The sequence below is a fragment of the Mycobacterium sp. genome (assembly GCF_035570115.1).
Lineage (GTDB): Bacteria > Actinomycetota > Actinomycetes > Mycobacteriales > Mycobacteriaceae > Mycobacterium.
In genome coordinates this window covers 1-14,730 of the sequence record NZ_DATMLH010000139.1, presented here as the reverse complement: position 1 = coordinate 14,730, position 14,730 = coordinate 1, and the positions used below count along the sequence as shown (strand labels likewise).

Genomic DNA, 14,730 nt, shown 5'->3' with positions numbered 1-14,730 from the left:
CAACAAGGAAGTGGTCTGGAATGCGAGGTAGTTCCGTCCCAATGTCGGTCCTTTTGCAGGTTGGCGCACATCAGCTCGGCAACGGTCTCGGCGATTGAAAATCTCCTCATCACATGATGTATCATGAGACTTCGTTGGACGAGATAGGGCACATGAATGCTGCTAGCCCCTCCGGCCCCGTTGAGAGCTTGCATCATCTGGGATACGCCAGAATCGTCGCCGTGAAGCTGATGTAGGCTGCTATTGAAGGTGATTCATCGTAGCTGGGCTAATCAGGTACCCGCTGAAAAGTTACTGCGCGGACAGCCGAGGCCGCTCGGTGGCCCATATCACCGATGATGATAGCATTGTGGCTTAGTTGATAATAAATGATCTATCATGCAATAACTCAGTAATAAATCTCGCTGACGTGTCAACCTTGGAACAGACGGGGTCGAGACGAGTGTCCGTGACGGGGAGATAGTGCGGTGTCTCGCGAACTCGCTCGCTGCCCGATTCTGACATATTCTCCAACAACGAATTCAGCCGCCAACGCGCCGCTTCTTGGGTGAATAACGCGGGAGCAGACGAACGAGAACCGTCGACGTGTGCCCCGCGTTCGCCGCCCATCCACCCACGGAAAGGGCCCACATCGCGATGACAACGTTAGGCAACGGCGCCAGGCGGTGGCGCTTTCCGGCGGCCAGCACGCTGCGCCGCCAGATCGCCGCATTCATGCTCGCGGCGGCCTCGGTATTGGCGCCGGCCATCACCGCTAATGTCGCAGCGGCCGACGCCTGCTCTGATGTGGAAGTCGTCTTCGCCCGAGGCACCAACGAGCCGCCCGGTGTGGGAGCGACCGGCCAAGCCTTCACCGATGCACTGACCGCACGCCTGCCCGGAAGGTCCGTGGACATCTATCCAGTGAATTACCCCGCATCGTACGACTTCGCCAAAGCGGCCGACGGAGTCGTTGATGCGTCAAACAAGATCACCTCCGTCGAGGCCGCTTGCCCGCAGTCCAAAATCGTCGTTGGCGGTTATTCTCAAGGCGCTGCGATCGCGGCCTACATCACCACAGACAATGTCCCCGACGGCTACGCGTTACCGCCCGGAATCAGCGGCCCCCTACCCCCGAGCACGGCCAATCACATCGCGGCCGTCGCGCTATTTGGCAAACCCTCCAACGGCTTCCTGGATCTCGTCGACCGCAATGCACCACCAATCACGATCGGGCATTTGTACGTTGACAAAACCGACGACCTTTGTGCTCCCAGCGATCCTGTGTGTTCGACGAGTGGGTTCAGTCGCGCTGCTCACAGCGCCTACCGGACCAACGGAATGACCGATCAGGCTGCGGATTTCGCGGCCAACGCCATTAAGGCAGGCACCTGAACGGATCAATATGAGGTGTCGAGCGCGGTGAGCTCGCGGAATTCCGAGACGAAGGCATCCTTTCGGATGAGGAGTTTGAGGCGCGGAAGGCGGAACTCTAACGCGATAGCTGGCGGATCGTGCAACTGCGGCACGCGTCCGGCGCCGATGACAGACCTTGACTATTTTGTCCCAATCTCGCGAGCCGCAGGATGTTGACGCCATCAACACCGTCGGTGCATCCACGGGTCGTTTCGCGTACTTTTGCGTCGTTTGAAGTATTCAGATCTGGCGTTTTCCCAGTTCAATGCGATTTTTGAGAGCCTGGTTCCATTCCCGCCAGCTCCACAGAGAACGAGTAGTTCGGGCGGAAAAGGCTTCGCTGTTTAAGTCGAGTAGCCGACTACTCTAGGCGGTCGCGCGATCGCCGGCCAAGCTCATGTGCATGGCCCTAGCGTCCGCAGGTACGACGCCGCCCCGATTGGACTCGGCGGATGGGCGCGCTTCTGTCGAGCCACCGGTTGACTCTCTGCGGTACGCGACCTTCAGGCGCTGGATTTGGGGCGCCGTGTTGGTCAGCGTCTCCGGAGGCGCACTGGTTTTCGTCTTCATGTCCTTCGCTGCGCCTATTCTGTTGAGTCCGGCCGCAACGGATCGGCTCCTTTTGCGGAGTGGGACGGCGCTGGCTGTGTTCGTGTTCGTTGTCGTGCCAGTGCTGATGCGCATCCGTCGAAACCGTTACGCGCTGAGCACCGTCTGGCTTCGGCAACGCCGAAAGCCGACGGACTGGGAACGACAAATGATCCTCGGTGCACCGGGTGAAGCCGTTCGCGTTTCAGCCCTGACATGGGGTATCGGTGCTGTTTTCTTCGCGATGTTGGGAGCGACAGAATCGGTTTCGGCTGCGGCATACATCTTCAGTGCTGTGATCTTAGGCGGCATCACCACGACCGCGATTTGGTATCTGATCGCCGAGTGGATCATGCGCCCGGTGTCGGCGCGCGCGCTAGACGGTGGTCCGGCCGGTCACCGCTCCGGTCCGAGTATTCAGCTCAGACTTGCGATGGCGTGGACGCTGGCGACGGGGGTGCCGCTCCTCGGCGTCGCGATGCTGGCGGTCGGTTACCTGGTGGACGTCGGATTCGAGCCGCATCGAACGTTGGCCGCGATCCTGGGTCTCGTCGTAGTAGCGCTCGTGGTCGGGTTGTTCACGCTGGTTGTCGCTACGCGGTCTGTCGCCGAGCGAGTGGGGGAACTGCGCCGCGCGCTTGCTCGGGTCCGGGCCGGCGACTTCGCGGCGCGCGTCGTCGTCGACGACGCTAGCGAGATCGGGCGCTTACAAGTCGGTTTCAACGCGATGACAGCGGGTTTGGCTGAGCGTGAACGCATTCGAGAGGTGTTTGGGATCTACGTTGACCGCGATGTTGCCGAGCACATCCTGCAAGGCGCCGCTCTGCAGGGTGAGGAAGTGGAGGTCACGTTAATGTTCGTCGACGTCCGCAGCTTCACTACTTTCGCGGAACGGCTGCGTCCGATCGAGGTCGTGGCGGCTCTCAACCGGCTCTTTGAACGGATTGTGCCGCTGGTTCACCGGCACGGCGGACACGTCGACAAGTACGCAGGCGACGGACTTTTGGCGGTTTTCGGAGCGCCGCGGCGCTACGTCGACCACGCTGATCGAGCATTGAGAGCCGCGTTGCAGATCTCGGACGCGGTGCGCGACGAGTTCGGGACGACGCTGTCAGTGGGGATCGGGTTGAACTCCGGACCGGTTGTCGCGGGCAATATTGGCGGTGCTGGACGACTGGAGTTCTCGGTGATCGGCGACGCCGTTAACGTCGCGGCGCGGGTCGAGTCGGCTACCCGTCAGACGGGCGATTTGGTTCTGCTGACGGGTCAGACGCTTGCCTTGCTTGACGGAGATCACGGCGAGTTTGTCGCGCGGCCAGGACTCAGTCTCAAGGGGAAGACCGCACCTGTGGAGATTTATGCGCCGGTGGTGGCGTCGGACCGGTGAGAGTGAGCGGTCGTCGTCACACTGCAGCCCGGGCCGCTTGTTTTACCAACCTCGACATCGGGTCGCCGCAATTCCTTCATCGCTCCCGGTCGGGCCGGAGGCCGCCGTTTCGACGAGCGACCAGTAGTTTCTTTCACGCTCGGTCAGCTCGTTTGACGTGATGGCGGCGAAGGCGGCGGCGTCGCGCTCGAATCGGACCGGCGCATCGGACAGCGCGTCCGGGCCCTCGAGCCGAAAACAGCTCGGTGCGAGCGGACCGAACAGCAGGGCGCGGCGAATGTTCGGCCAGTTATCTAGCTGCGGCTCGACCCCGGCGGCTCGAGCGAAGGTCAGCGCCACCAGGTTCATCCGAGTTTTCTGGGAAGTCCCTCGCTTCGAGCGATAAGCGTTGATCGACAGCCGCTGTTCGGTTTCAGTTATCGCCGGGATCGCGCCGCCCCACGTGTATGCGATCCACCTGGCCTGAAGTTCCAGCGGCACAAAGTACCCGCCCGACTGGTCCCACATGCCCATGAAGGCCAGGCCGGGGAGGTCAGGATGGAACGTGTAGCGGTCGGCGTCTAGGTGGACTGCGTCGAGGTCGACGACGACGCGGATGTTTTCACTCAGAAACGGTAGGCACAGATCGAACCCAGTGCCGAGCACAATCCCGTCGAATTCCTCGGCATGCCCGTCGGCGAACGTCACGGTGGCACCTGCGATGGATTTCATCCAGGGGCACACCGTAATTCGCCCCTCGGCCACGAGCGGCAGGTACTGCTGGTTGAGGGTGATCCCGGCGGCAAAAAGCGACGGGTCGGGCGCCGGTGCGCCGTACTGCTCCGGACTTCCTCCAGCCTCGAGCACGATCTCTTTCAGCTGCCGGTCGATCTCGGCTGCTGGGAGAGTCTCGCTCGCGAGGGTTCCGTAGCGGGTGAAGATCCGGTGATCGGACGGGACTCCGCCGGCGAACTTCGGTAGGACGTACCTCTGTCGCCGCTGGGTTACCACAACGCGTGCTGCGCCGAGCTGGGCGAGTTCGGCGGCGATCTCGAGGGCGCTGATAGCGCAGCCTGCCACGAGAACCCGCTTGCCCTGATATGGAGCGGGCCCTCTGTAGTGGTAGGTGGAGATGGCTCCGGCCGAGCCTGCGAACGTGTCCAGCCCCGGCAAAGGGGGGATGGCGGGGGCATGGAATCTCCCACTCGCCACGACCACTCGTTCGAAGCTCTCCTCTATGCCGGCGTGACCGACGAGCCATCCGGCATTGTCTCGCCTGAGGAACTCGACACGATTGCCGAACCGGATGCGCGACGTAAGGCCGAAGGTGTCGGCATAGCGATGCAAGTAGTCGAGAATATCGCGGTTTGATGGGTAGACGAGGTCGCTGTCGTTCGCCAGGTCGCTAAAGGCAGTCATGATGCGACTGGTGTTAGTGTGCATAGCCGGCCAAACGCCGCTCCGGCCAGCGAGTCCCGTCCACTGGCCGCCCAGCATCGGTCCCTGCTCGAAGATCGTCGGTTCGAATCCTTGCGAGAGCAGCCAGCGCGCCGCGACCAGCCCGCCGGGTCCAGCCCCGATCACGGCGACAGTTCTCGTCATCGGGGAACTGTCGCATGGCTGGGATCCCGGTGCGATCTCTTTGACCGTCCGTCGCAGATCAGGCGATCGGACGAGGCGCAGGTCATGTGGTAATCGTTTCCCATTCGACCTCGCCCTCCGGATTCATCGAACATAAGTCGAGTACAACAGGATCCACTGACCGACATTGATGTCGCTAGGCTCGCGCTGTGAGCGCGAAAAGCCGGATCCAGGTGGCGCGCGTATACGACGAAGCCAGCCCCGAGGACGGCCAGCGGGTTCTGGTGGATCGCATCTGGCCGCGCGGATTCCGCAAGGACGACCCACGGGTGGGCATCTGGTGCAGGGACGTCGCGCCGTCGAGGGAACTGCGTGAGTGGTACCACCATGAGCCGGAACGGTTTGACGAATTCGCGGCGCGCTACGAGGCGGAGCTGGCCGGCGGCCCGGCGCTGGAGGAACTGCGCAAACTAACCAAGCGTGGCGTCGTGACCCTGGTGACGGCCACCCGCGAAGTGGACGGCAGTCATGCAGCGGTCCTGGCGACGCTCCTCAAAAGCCGCTGACCGCCGTGAGACTATCGTGCGATGCGGCTGGGGTTGCACGCGCTGGGCATCGGGGCCGGCGCCGACCGGGTGGTGATCGACGCGGTCGCGTCAGCGGCGGACAGCTGCGGCTTCGCCACCCTGTGGGCGGGTGAACACGTTGTCATGGTGGATCGATCCGCGTCGCGCTACCCCTATTCCGACGACGGCGTCATAGCCGTTCCGGCACAGGCAGATTGGCTCGACCCGATGATTGCGTTGAGCTTCGCCGCTGCCGCCTCGTCGCGGATCGGCGTCGCGACAGGGGTGCTACTGCTGCCCGAGCACAATCCGGTGGTGGTAGCCAAGCAAGCCGCCAGCCTGGATCGGTTGAGCGGCGGGCGGCTGACCCTCGGCGTGGGTGTCGGGTGGTCCAGGGAGGAGTTCGCCGCGCTCGGGGTGCCGTTCGAGCATCGCGCGGCGCGCACCGCCGAATACGTGGCAGCGATCCGCACGTTGTGGCGCGATGACGTTGCCTCGTTCGACGGGAAGTTCGTCGGGTTCGATTCGATCAGGGTCAACCCCAAGCCGGTGCGCGATCGTATCCCGGTTGTGGTCGGAGGCAACAGCGACCCGGCACTGCGGCGCGTAGCGGCATGGGCAGACGGCTGGTACGGGTTCAACCTCGACGGCGTGGCGGCGGTGCGCGAGCGGATCGACAAGCTGGAGCAGGAGTGTGCCGCCGCGGGGCGTGACCGTGCTGACTTGCGGCTGTCCGTGGCGCTGCGCAATCCCAGCATCGGTGACGTCGGCGCGCTCGCTGAGTTGGGCGTCGACGAATTAGTCCTGGTGGAGGCGCCACCGGGCCACCCCGAGGCCGCCACCGGGTGGGTTTCGGCGCTGGCCGACCAGTGGATGAGGGCGCTCACCTAATGCTCCCGTGCAGCGGCCGCGCGGCCCAGCCCAGAGACTGTTGCCACACTCAGCGCGGCGCTCAGCGTACCGGTCGGGTTCTTCGCTCATCCGTTGACCGAAACCCACGAGGGATTCTTCCGGTGCCTGCGCCGCACAGCCATTTCCATACTCGAGCCCGACGCCAACCGCCGGTAGACTTGGTTTTGGTTGACAGTCCAGCCGGCCCGGAAGCGCCGTCCCTGTGGAGCGACAGCGTGAGAGCGACCGCTCGCAACCGGGCATCTCAGTGATCCTCTGTAGAAAGTTCACGATGCGAACGCGTCCAAAGTGGACCGTCACCAGGCACCCCGGTGCCACCGACAAAACCATGCCCGCGCAGCACTGCCACGCCCGGGCCGAACGTTTGCCCGACTCGGTGACCGCGGAGATCCCCGGCGCGGGGCGATACGGGCATCTATCGTCCGTCGATCGTCCGGTGAGGCATTGATGGCCATCACTGAGGTAGCTGAATATGCCCATCTGAGCGCCGCGGACATCGAGGCACTTGCCGTCGAATTGGACGGGATCCGTCTTGACATCGAGGATTCGCTCGGCGCGAAGGACCGGGCGTATATCCAGCGCACCATCGTTGTGCAACGCTGCCTTGACCTCGCCGCCCGTGTCGTGATCGGCGCCAGTCGGACCAGGACCGGATGGGCGTTGGGAACAGTCGCCCTTGCCGCGGCCAAGAGCATCGAGAATATGGAGCTGGGCCACAATATCGGCCATGGCCAATGGGATTGGATGAACGACCCCGAAATCCACTCCACCACCTGGGAGTGGGACATGGCGGGGCTGTCCTCCCAATGGAGATACTCCCACAACTACCGTCATCACATGTTCACCAACGTCGTCGGCGTCGACGACGACCTCGGTTACGGCGTTCTGCGGGTCACCCGTGACCAACCGTGGAAGCCCAGCAATCTGCTGCAGCCGCTGCGACATCTATTGCTGGCGCTTGTTTTCGAATGGGGTATCGCGCTGCATGGTCTGTACTCCGAGCAGGACCGCGCGGAGACTGACGCCGAAAAGTCTGCTCATACACGGGCTCTGCGCCGCAAAATTGCTCGCCAGGCGGGTAAAGATTACTTGCTCTTTCCTGCGCTCGCCGGTCGGCGCTGGCGGCGTGTCCTATTGGGTAACGCGCTCGCCAACGTGCTGCGAAACCTGTGGGCGTACGCGGTGATCTGCTGTGGCCACTTCGCCGACGGAGCTGAGAAATTCACGCCTGAAGCTCTCGAGGGTGAAACGAAGGCGCAGTGGTATCTGCGACAAATGTTGGGTAGCGCCAACTTTCGCGCAGGGCCGGTGATGGCGTTCATGAGTGGAAACCTCTGTTATCAGATCGAACACCATCTCTACCCTGATCTGCCCAGTAACCGTTGCGCCCAGATCGCCGAGCGGGTGCAGGCGGTCTGCGCGAAGTATGACCTGCCCTACACCACCGGCCCGCTGGCCCGCCAATACCTAATGGTGCTGCGCACGATCATCAAACTGGCTCTGCCGGACCGGTTCCTGGCCGCATCCTCCGATGACGCCCCCGAAACCGCCTCCGAGAAGAAATTTCGCGGCCTCGGGAAACGACCGTGTCGAGGCGGACTGGCCACCGCGATCCGCGACCGCAAAATCCGGCTCAACCAACGAAACGCATCGGAGCGCCGGCGAGTCGTTGCGAGTGCTCGATGACCCGCTACCGACCGTCAGGCCTTATCGAGTCGAGGGAAAAGGACTTCCTGAGTCAGGAGCTGCAGGGCGGCTGCGATCGGGATGGCTACGAGTGCTCCGACAATCCCGAGTAGCGCGCCGCCGATCAAAACGGCCACTACGGTGATCAGCGCCGGCACCTTGACGGCACGGCCGATGATCTTGGGCACCAGGAGGTAGTCCTCGGCAAGCCGGAAGACCACAAAGAACACGGTGGTCGTGATGCACACCGGGATCGACACCGTGAGTGCGACAGCGGCGACGACGACACCGGCGATGGTCGACCCGACGACGGGAACCAAGTCCAACAGTGCCACGAAGATACCCAGCAGCAGAGGGTAGGGAACTGAGAAGGCCATCAGCCAGATGAAAGTGGCGAGCCCGGCAATGATCGAAATCAACACATTGCCCAGAACGTAGGCGCCGACCTTGGCGAAGACCTCGTCGCCGATGAGGATGACGCGGGGCCGTCGGGTGTGTGGCACCAACCGGTACAGGGTGGTGCGGATGCGGGGCATGTCGATCAGGAAGTACACCGTCAGGACCACGACGATCAGCACATCCGCCACTCCTTCGAAGACGGCGGTTCCTGCACTGACCACATTGTTGAGCAGCGACCCGCCAGAACCGTTGAGGGCGTCTGTGATCCGCTGTTGTAGATGGAAACGCTCGTTTAGCCTGCCGACGGCCGAGGAGTGATCCTGCGCCTGCTGAAGGTAATGCGGCGCTTGATGTATCAGATCACCGGCTTGTTCGACGAGGGGGGGAATCGCGGCGCCCACGAAAGCGCCCAGCAACGCGAGAAAGATAACGAACACCAGCGTGATCGCCGCCCATCGCGGCAGTTTGCGCTTGACGAACCAAGAGGCGGCCGGTTCAAGGCCGAGTGCGAGAAAGAACGCCACACCGATCAGGACCAGTATCGAGGACATGGACCCCAGGACACGCACCACCCCGTAGGTGACCGCGACACCGGCGGCCGCCGCCATCCCGACAAAAAAAGGTGAGCCTCGGTCGAAGCGCCGACCCAGTCGGCCCAGGGGCTGCGCGTCGGAACTCATTTCGGCCGCCGCAGTTTCTGCCTCGGCGACCGGACCCTTCTGTTGGTGAGGTTGGGCGACCAGATCGTGATGCGCCTCAGTGGCTCGATCCTTGGTGATGAGATCGTCATCGGTTTGAGCCATCTGGCGCCTCCGCTAATCGGTCCGCGGAATGGGTTCCGCAAAATCTGGAGTACCCGTTTCTGACGTTGCGAGCGGGCGTCGTGCACGCCCGCGCACGGTGTGTTCGAGTCCCGCAGCACCGCGAAATCGGTCACCAAAGCCGGATTCCTCGGCAAGAAGGACACGAAAATCGATGTCTTCACCCGATTTTCAACCATGCTGGGTTCGCGGGGTTCGGCCGACACGGTCCGTGACACCCGAGGGTTCGTGGTCAAGGTCGAGTGCTCAGCGCAACTGGGCTAACTGCCTAACCCGCCAGGGCTCAGAAGCCGACTGCGGCTGAGTCCGCGAGAGCCACTTACATTTTGGTGTATCGCGCCATGGCCAAGCCGTAGAGGCTGTAGCTGATGGATTCTACCCGGCTCGGGGCATCGGCGGCTGGCCTTGCTCATCGGCGCGGGTCCCTCGGGGTGTATCGCGGGCTTCGGAATCGTCTTGCGCCGTGGCGCTGGCGTCGGAGTCCGGATCGATCTTGTCGGCGCGCTCGAATTGTCGGTTCAGCTCGCTGCGGGAGGTAGCCGCGTCGGTGCGATGTGCTTCCGCTTGGTGTTGTAGGCCGGCCGCGCGCGCTGACATGGCTTCGGCCTCGGCTTGTGCCGCGCGGGCCTTGGCCGCGGTCTCGTCGGCAAGCGCCTCGCGTTGCCCGACCTCGTGGGACTGTTCGACGGCTTTCTCGCGGATGTCGCCGGCTTGGACGCGGTGGTGTTCGGTGCGTTTATTGCGGGCCACCCACGCGATTGCCGCGATGAGCGACGCTGCCGCGATCACGACGACGACGATCCAAATGATAGTGCTGGTAGTCATGTCGGCTCCTTGGATTGGTTGAGCATGTTGGTTGAGCATGTTGGTTGTTGAAATCGGTCGAATTGGGCTGCGGCAGTTATGGACTGGCAACCCTCAAAGCAGCGACGTTGAAGCTGTCGGGGTCGACCCGGCGGGTTACGCCTGGCCGTTAGTAGTAGTGGCGGCGACCGCCGACGGCGTGTCCCATTCGTCCCATCAGCGCCAGTAACACGCCGACGACGAGGAGGATGACCCCTAGGACCAACACAACATGGGCGAAGGCGAAGGTAGGGATGAGGCTAGGGAGCAGAAGCCCGAGGACGATAAGGACGATTCCGAGAACGATCATGATGTTTACCTAGTTTCTGCGTGGTCTGGGTCACATACCCCGATTGGTCGGCGGTCAAACGCGTTGCGGACTGCAGCATCAGCGCCAGGTATCACAATTTCCCCCAATTCCCCTATTTGTAAGAGCTTTCAAGAGCCATCGTCGACGCACGGTGACGAGCCAGTTGCCGTAGATTTCTTGGTCTGCTGGGGTCTACGCCGCGTTGGTGCCGGCACCGGCCGATCCTGGGCGGAAGACGAGCTGTGTAATGGCTGCCGGGTTGACCGCCGCCGCCATGCGGAGGGCGTCGTTGGGAAGCGAGAGCCGGAACACCTTCTTCCACGCCGAGCCGACCTGCTTGACCATCGGACCGCTGACGTAGGTCAGGCCGCAGCGCTCGAATAAGTCTTGCACCTTCGGCGCAATCTCCTGATAGCGGTTGCTCGGCAGATCCGGGAACAGGTGATGTTCGATCTGGAAGGACAGATTGCCGGTCATGAAGTGCAGCAACCGGTTTCCGCTGATGTTGGCGGAGCCGAGCATCTGTCGTAGGTACCATTCGCCGCGGGTCTCGCCGTCGATCGACTTCTTCTCGTAGGTCTGTACGCCTTCGGGGAAGTGTCCGCACATGATGACCGAGTGCGTCCAGAGATTGCGCACCAGGTTGGCGGTCAGGTTCGCGGTCAGCGTGGTGACGGCTGATGGTCCGGACAACAGGGGGTGCAGTACGTAGTCCTTGGCCATCTGCCTTCGGATCTTGCGGAGCACGTTCCTGCCCTGGCGCCGGAACTCGTCCTTGTCCGTCTTGCCCTTGAGGTACTTGCCGATTTTGAGGTCGTAGGCGGCGATTCCGTATTGGAAGAAGCAGGCGTTGATGAAGTTCCACAGCGGCTGGGCGAGGTAGAAGGGCATCCACCGTTGATCTTCATCGACCCGCATGATGCCGTAACCGAGGTCCTCGTCCTTGCCGACCACGTTGGTGTAGGTGTGGTGAATCTCGTTGTGTGAGTGCTTCCACATGTCCGAGGGTGAGGCGTTGTCCCATTCCCAGGTAGTGGAGTGGATCTTGTTGTCGCGCATCCAGTCCCACTGACCGTGCATGACGTTGTGGCCGATCTCCATGTTCTCGACGATCTTGGCGACCGACAGCCCGACTGTGCCGACGAGCCACGCCGGCGGGAACAGCGAGAACAGCAGCACCCCTCGGCTGGCCAGTTCGAGTTTGCGCTGAAAGTCGATGACGTTGCGGATGTACACGGCATCGCGCTCGCCGCGGCTGTCGAGCACCTGCTGACGGATGGCGTCGAGTTCGCGGCCGAGATTCTCGATGTCTTCGGCGCTGAGGTGGGCGATCGGATTGTGCTCTTGGCGTTGCAGAGTGGTCATGAGATTTCCCTTAGAGGTCGATGTCGCAGGTGCCCGCTGCTGCGGACACGCAGGTTTGAATCAGGACGCCGTCACCTGGTGCGGCGGTGGTGATGTCGCCGTTGCGCAGGTCGCGCACGGCTCCTTGGCGCAGCGGTGCCACGCAGCCGAAGCAGATGCCCATCCGGCATCCCGACGGCATCAGGACTCCGGCCGCTTCGCCGGCATCGAGCAGTGTCTGGTCGCCCGGGGTGTCGAGGACGGTCGCGGACTTGGTAAAGGTGACGGTGCCGCCATCACCGGCGGTCACGACGGTGGGGCGAAACCGCTCGGTGTGCAGGCGCTCGGGCATGCCGTTGTCGTCCCAGTGCTGCTCGAGGGCGTCGAGCATGCCGGTAGGTCCGCATGCCCAGGTCTCGCGCTCGGCGAGGTCGTCGACGAGTGTGTCGAGTTCGGCGGTGCTGAGCATGCCGTCGGTGTCGGTGTGCTTCTCGATCAAGCGGATTCGGCCCCGGCTTGCCAGCATGCGCAGCTCGCCGCCGAAGATCACATCGTCGGGTGTGGGGGCGCTGTGCACGACCATGACGTCGTCGATGTGCTCGGCCATGTTGCGCAGCATTCCCATCACCGGGGTGATGCCGCTGCCCGCGGTGAGGAACAAGATCTTGGGTGGCGCGGCGGCGGGCAGGGTGAATTCGCCTGCGGCATGGTCGAGTTGGACGATGGTGCCGACTGTGGCGTGGCGCACGAGGTGGTTGGAGACCTTGCCCCCGGGGATGGCCTTGACGGTGATCGCGATGCAGCCGTCGTCCCGATCGGAATCGGAGGTCAGCGAGTAAGCGCGCCACTGACGCACGCCGTCGACGTCGACACCGATGCGGATGTACTGGCCGGGTGTATGGGTGCGCCAGCCACGGCCCGGCTTGATCACCAGGCTCGCCGCGTCGCAGGTTTCGGGGTGAATCGCCACGATCCGGCCGCGCAGGTCGGCACCTGAACGCAGCGGATCGATGATGTCGAGGTAGTCGGCCGGGACCAGCGGTGTGGTGATCCGCTCGGCGAGCCGGAGGAACCTGTCGCGCAGCGTGCCCATCGCGGTGACGCTGGGTGCTGTTGTTGTCATGAGATCACCATCCCTTGATCCCAGGTATAAACTCTTGGCCAGCGAGGGTGAAATACCAGGCTAGATTTGTTCGAAGAGAATAGATTCGATGAACGAAGTTGCAGGAGCTGACAGCGGACAGGTCACCGGCTTAGTGCTGAATGACGTGGTCGTGGCCGCTTTGCGGGGCGTTCTGCCCGCTGTCGCCGAACACACTGTGGCCGCCGTCACCGTCGAGGTGCCCAGTTACGCGGATGCCTTCAGCGGGCGGATGGGCCAGCGGATCGAAGGTGCCGTCCAGATGGCGCTGGGCGCCTTCCTCCAACTGGCCGCCCGTCCACACGACTCCGATCCCGGCCCGACGTTGTCCCGTGCGCTCGAAGGCGCCTACGAACTCGGGCGCGGCGAGGCACGTCAAGGGCGATCCATCGACGCGCTGCTCTCCGCCTACCGCGTCGGCGCGCGGGTGGCCTGGCGTGAGCTATCGGAAACCGCCGTCGACCGGGGACTGCCACCGGTGATGATCGCTCGGTTCGCCGAATTGGTGTTCGAATTCATCGATGAGCTCTCCGCGGCGAGCGTTTCCGGGCATGCCGATGAGCTGGCCTCCTCGGATCGAGAGCGACGGCGTCATCTTGACCGCCTCGGGCAGGACCTCCTCACCGGGGCGCCTGCCGAGATACTGCGGGCAAGTGCCGAGCGCGCCGAGTGGCGCCCACCGGACACCCTCACCGCGGTACTACTTCCGTCGGCCCAGACGCTGGGCGTGGTGTCCCGATTCGGGCAGTCCACATTGCAACTCAGTGGCGACCTGCCCGGTATCGAGCCGTCAGAGTCCGTCGTCGTACTGCTCATCCCAGACATGCACGGTCCCAACCGGTCCCGGCTACTGCGAGAACTCCAAGATCGCCGGGCAGTGGTCGGTCCTTCCCGCACCTGGACTCAGGCACAGTCGTCCTATCATCGCGTTCTGCAGGCACGCGAACTCCAACTCGCGGGAGACGACATCGCCACGATCGACACCGACACCCGTCTCGTCGAACTCGTGCTCGGCGCTGACCGCGAGGCCGCTGACGATCTCCGCCACCAGGTGCTCGCACCGCTCGATCAGTTACGTCCCAACACCGCCGAACGGCTCGCGGAAACACTGCGATCGTGGCTGCTACACCAGGGCCAGCGCGATGCGGTGGCTGCCGATCTATTCGTTCACGCCCAAACCGTGCGATATCGCATGACCCAAATCCGCGAGCTCTACGGTGATCGCCTGAACGACCCCCAGACGGTCCTTGAACTCATCGTGGCCTTGTCCATCCCGACAACGATCGGCTCACCTGCCGCATCATGAGGTGACCGGGGGAACAGCGGCTACGAGCACCTCATCGGATCGTTGTCGAAATTCGAACTCCCCGTTGAGATCATGATTCTCACCTCTGATCAGCCACGGCAATACAACCGCAGGCTTAGTCTGGACTATCGATAAGGAGCCGATCATGGGATTCACCGAGCCGAACTTCCCCCGGGTTGAGCCCGAAGCCTTTCTCAAGGCACCGTTTCTGGAACGCGTGAAGATGCTGACCCTGAACTGGGTCGAAAACGGGTACGGCGTGCCGCGGATGGTGCACGCGATCTACATCGTGAAGCTCGTGTTCTTCTATGCGCTGGGCGGCATCGTGGTTGCCACGCTGACCTCCGGACTGCCGGCGTTCTGGCATGTTTCGGAGTGGTGGAACCAGCCGATCGTCTACCAGAAGGCAATCCTGTGGACGGTGCTGCTCGAAACCATCGGCGTCGCCGGGTCATGGGGGCCGCTGGCCGGC

Annotated in this window: 13 protein-coding genes and 2 pseudogenes; 9 read left to right on the top strand and 6 right to left on the bottom strand. The window is 63.1% G+C overall.

Translation table 11 applies throughout. From position 1 onward, the window contains the following. Nucleotides 1–714: 714 nt before the first annotated feature. From VNW74_RS13340 to VNW74_RS13335, 3 genes and pseudogenes are all read left to right on the top strand, one after another. Entirely contained in the window at nucleotides 715–1,374 is a 660-nt protein-coding gene (locus VNW74_RS13340; protein WP_325677512.1) for a cutinase family protein, read from the top strand. Nucleotides 1,375–1,409: 35 nt separating this feature from the next. Then, nucleotides 1,410–1,475, top strand: a pseudogene (locus VNW74_RS31905) (SHOCT domain-containing protein); the annotation flags it as partial. Nucleotides 1,476–2,017: 542 nt separating this feature from the next. Then, a complete protein-coding gene (locus tag VNW74_RS13335) occupies nucleotides 2,018–3,370 on the top strand; it encodes an adenylate/guanylate cyclase domain-containing protein (protein ID WP_325677510.1) in 1,353 nt (450 codons plus the stop codon). 42 nt (nucleotides 3,371–3,412) lie between these two features. On the opposite strand, the gene VNW74_RS13330 is transcribed toward VNW74_RS13335, so the two are convergent. Beyond that, nucleotides 3,413–4,951 carry a flavin-containing monooxygenase gene (locus VNW74_RS13330; protein ID WP_325677508.1) on the bottom strand — a complete coding sequence of 513 codons (1,539 nt, stop codon included), beginning with the start codon at nucleotides 4,949–4,951 and terminating at the stop codon, nucleotides 3,413–3,415. Nucleotides 4,952–5,139: 188 nt separating this feature from the next. Here VNW74_RS13330 and VNW74_RS13325 point away from each other — a divergent pair, with 188 nt between their 5' ends. From VNW74_RS13325 to VNW74_RS13315, 3 genes are all read left to right on the top strand, one after another. Next, nucleotides 5,140–5,496, top strand: coding sequence for a DUF488 domain-containing protein (locus VNW74_RS13325; protein WP_325677506.1), 357 nt, complete (start codon nucleotides 5,140–5,142; stop codon nucleotides 5,494–5,496). Nucleotides 5,497–5,517: 21 nt separating this feature from the next. Then, a complete protein-coding gene (locus tag VNW74_RS13320; protein ID WP_325677504.1) occupies nucleotides 5,518–6,387 on the top strand; it encodes an LLM class F420-dependent oxidoreductase in 870 nt (289 codons plus the stop codon). 468 nt (nucleotides 6,388–6,855) lie between these two features. Continuing rightward, nucleotides 6,856–8,094, top strand: a complete 1,239-nt coding sequence (locus VNW74_RS13315) for an acyl-CoA desaturase (protein ID WP_325677502.1) — start codon at nucleotides 6,856–6,858, stop codon at nucleotides 8,092–8,094. Nucleotides 8,095–8,108: 14 nt separating this feature from the next. Here the strand turns inward: VNW74_RS13315 and VNW74_RS13310 are convergent, their stop codons facing one another. After that, nucleotides 8,109–9,296, bottom strand: coding sequence for an AI-2E family transporter (locus tag VNW74_RS13310; protein ID WP_325677500.1), 1,188 nt, complete (start codon nucleotides 9,294–9,296; stop codon nucleotides 8,109–8,111). Between the two features lie 63 nt (nucleotides 9,297–9,359). Here VNW74_RS13310 and VNW74_RS13305 point away from each other — a divergent pair. Continuing rightward, nucleotides 9,360–9,551: pseudogene (locus tag VNW74_RS13305) on the top strand (catalase); the annotation flags it as partial. A gap of 138 nt (nucleotides 9,552–9,689) precedes the next feature. Here VNW74_RS13305 and VNW74_RS13300 read toward each other — a convergent pair. The 4 genes from VNW74_RS13300 to VNW74_RS13285 form a co-directional block, all read right to left on the bottom strand. Further along, the gene (locus tag VNW74_RS13300) at nucleotides 9,690–10,139 is read right to left on the bottom strand and encodes a hypothetical protein (protein ID WP_325677498.1); all 450 of its coding nucleotides are present in this window, start codon (nucleotides 10,137–10,139) and stop codon (nucleotides 9,690–9,692) included. 148 nt (nucleotides 10,140–10,287) lie between these two features. Then, nucleotides 10,288–10,467 carry a DUF6131 family protein gene (locus VNW74_RS13295; RefSeq protein WP_325677496.1) on the bottom strand — a complete coding sequence of 60 codons (180 nt, stop codon included), beginning with the start codon at nucleotides 10,465–10,467 and terminating at the stop codon, nucleotides 10,288–10,290. 192 nt (nucleotides 10,468–10,659) lie between these two features. Then, entirely contained in the window at nucleotides 10,660–11,832 is a 1,173-nt protein-coding gene (locus tag VNW74_RS13290) for an acyl-CoA desaturase (RefSeq protein WP_325677494.1), read from the bottom strand. A gap of 10 nt (nucleotides 11,833–11,842) precedes the next feature. Beyond that, a complete protein-coding gene (locus VNW74_RS13285) occupies nucleotides 11,843–12,934 on the bottom strand; it encodes a ferredoxin reductase (protein WP_325677493.1) in 1,092 nt (363 codons plus the stop codon). An 88-nt stretch (nucleotides 12,935–13,022) separates the two neighbouring features. Between VNW74_RS13285 and VNW74_RS13280 the strand changes: the two genes are divergently transcribed. Then, nucleotides 13,023–14,258 carry a helix-turn-helix domain-containing protein gene (locus tag VNW74_RS13280; RefSeq protein ID WP_325677491.1) on the top strand — a complete coding sequence of 412 codons (1,236 nt, stop codon included), beginning with the start codon at nucleotides 13,023–13,025 and terminating at the stop codon, nucleotides 14,256–14,258. 145 nt (nucleotides 14,259–14,403) lie between these two features. After that, nucleotides 14,404–14,730, top strand: a 327-nt coding sequence (locus VNW74_RS13275; protein ID WP_325677489.1) for a DUF3556 domain-containing protein, incomplete at its 3' end; no start/stop codon positions are given.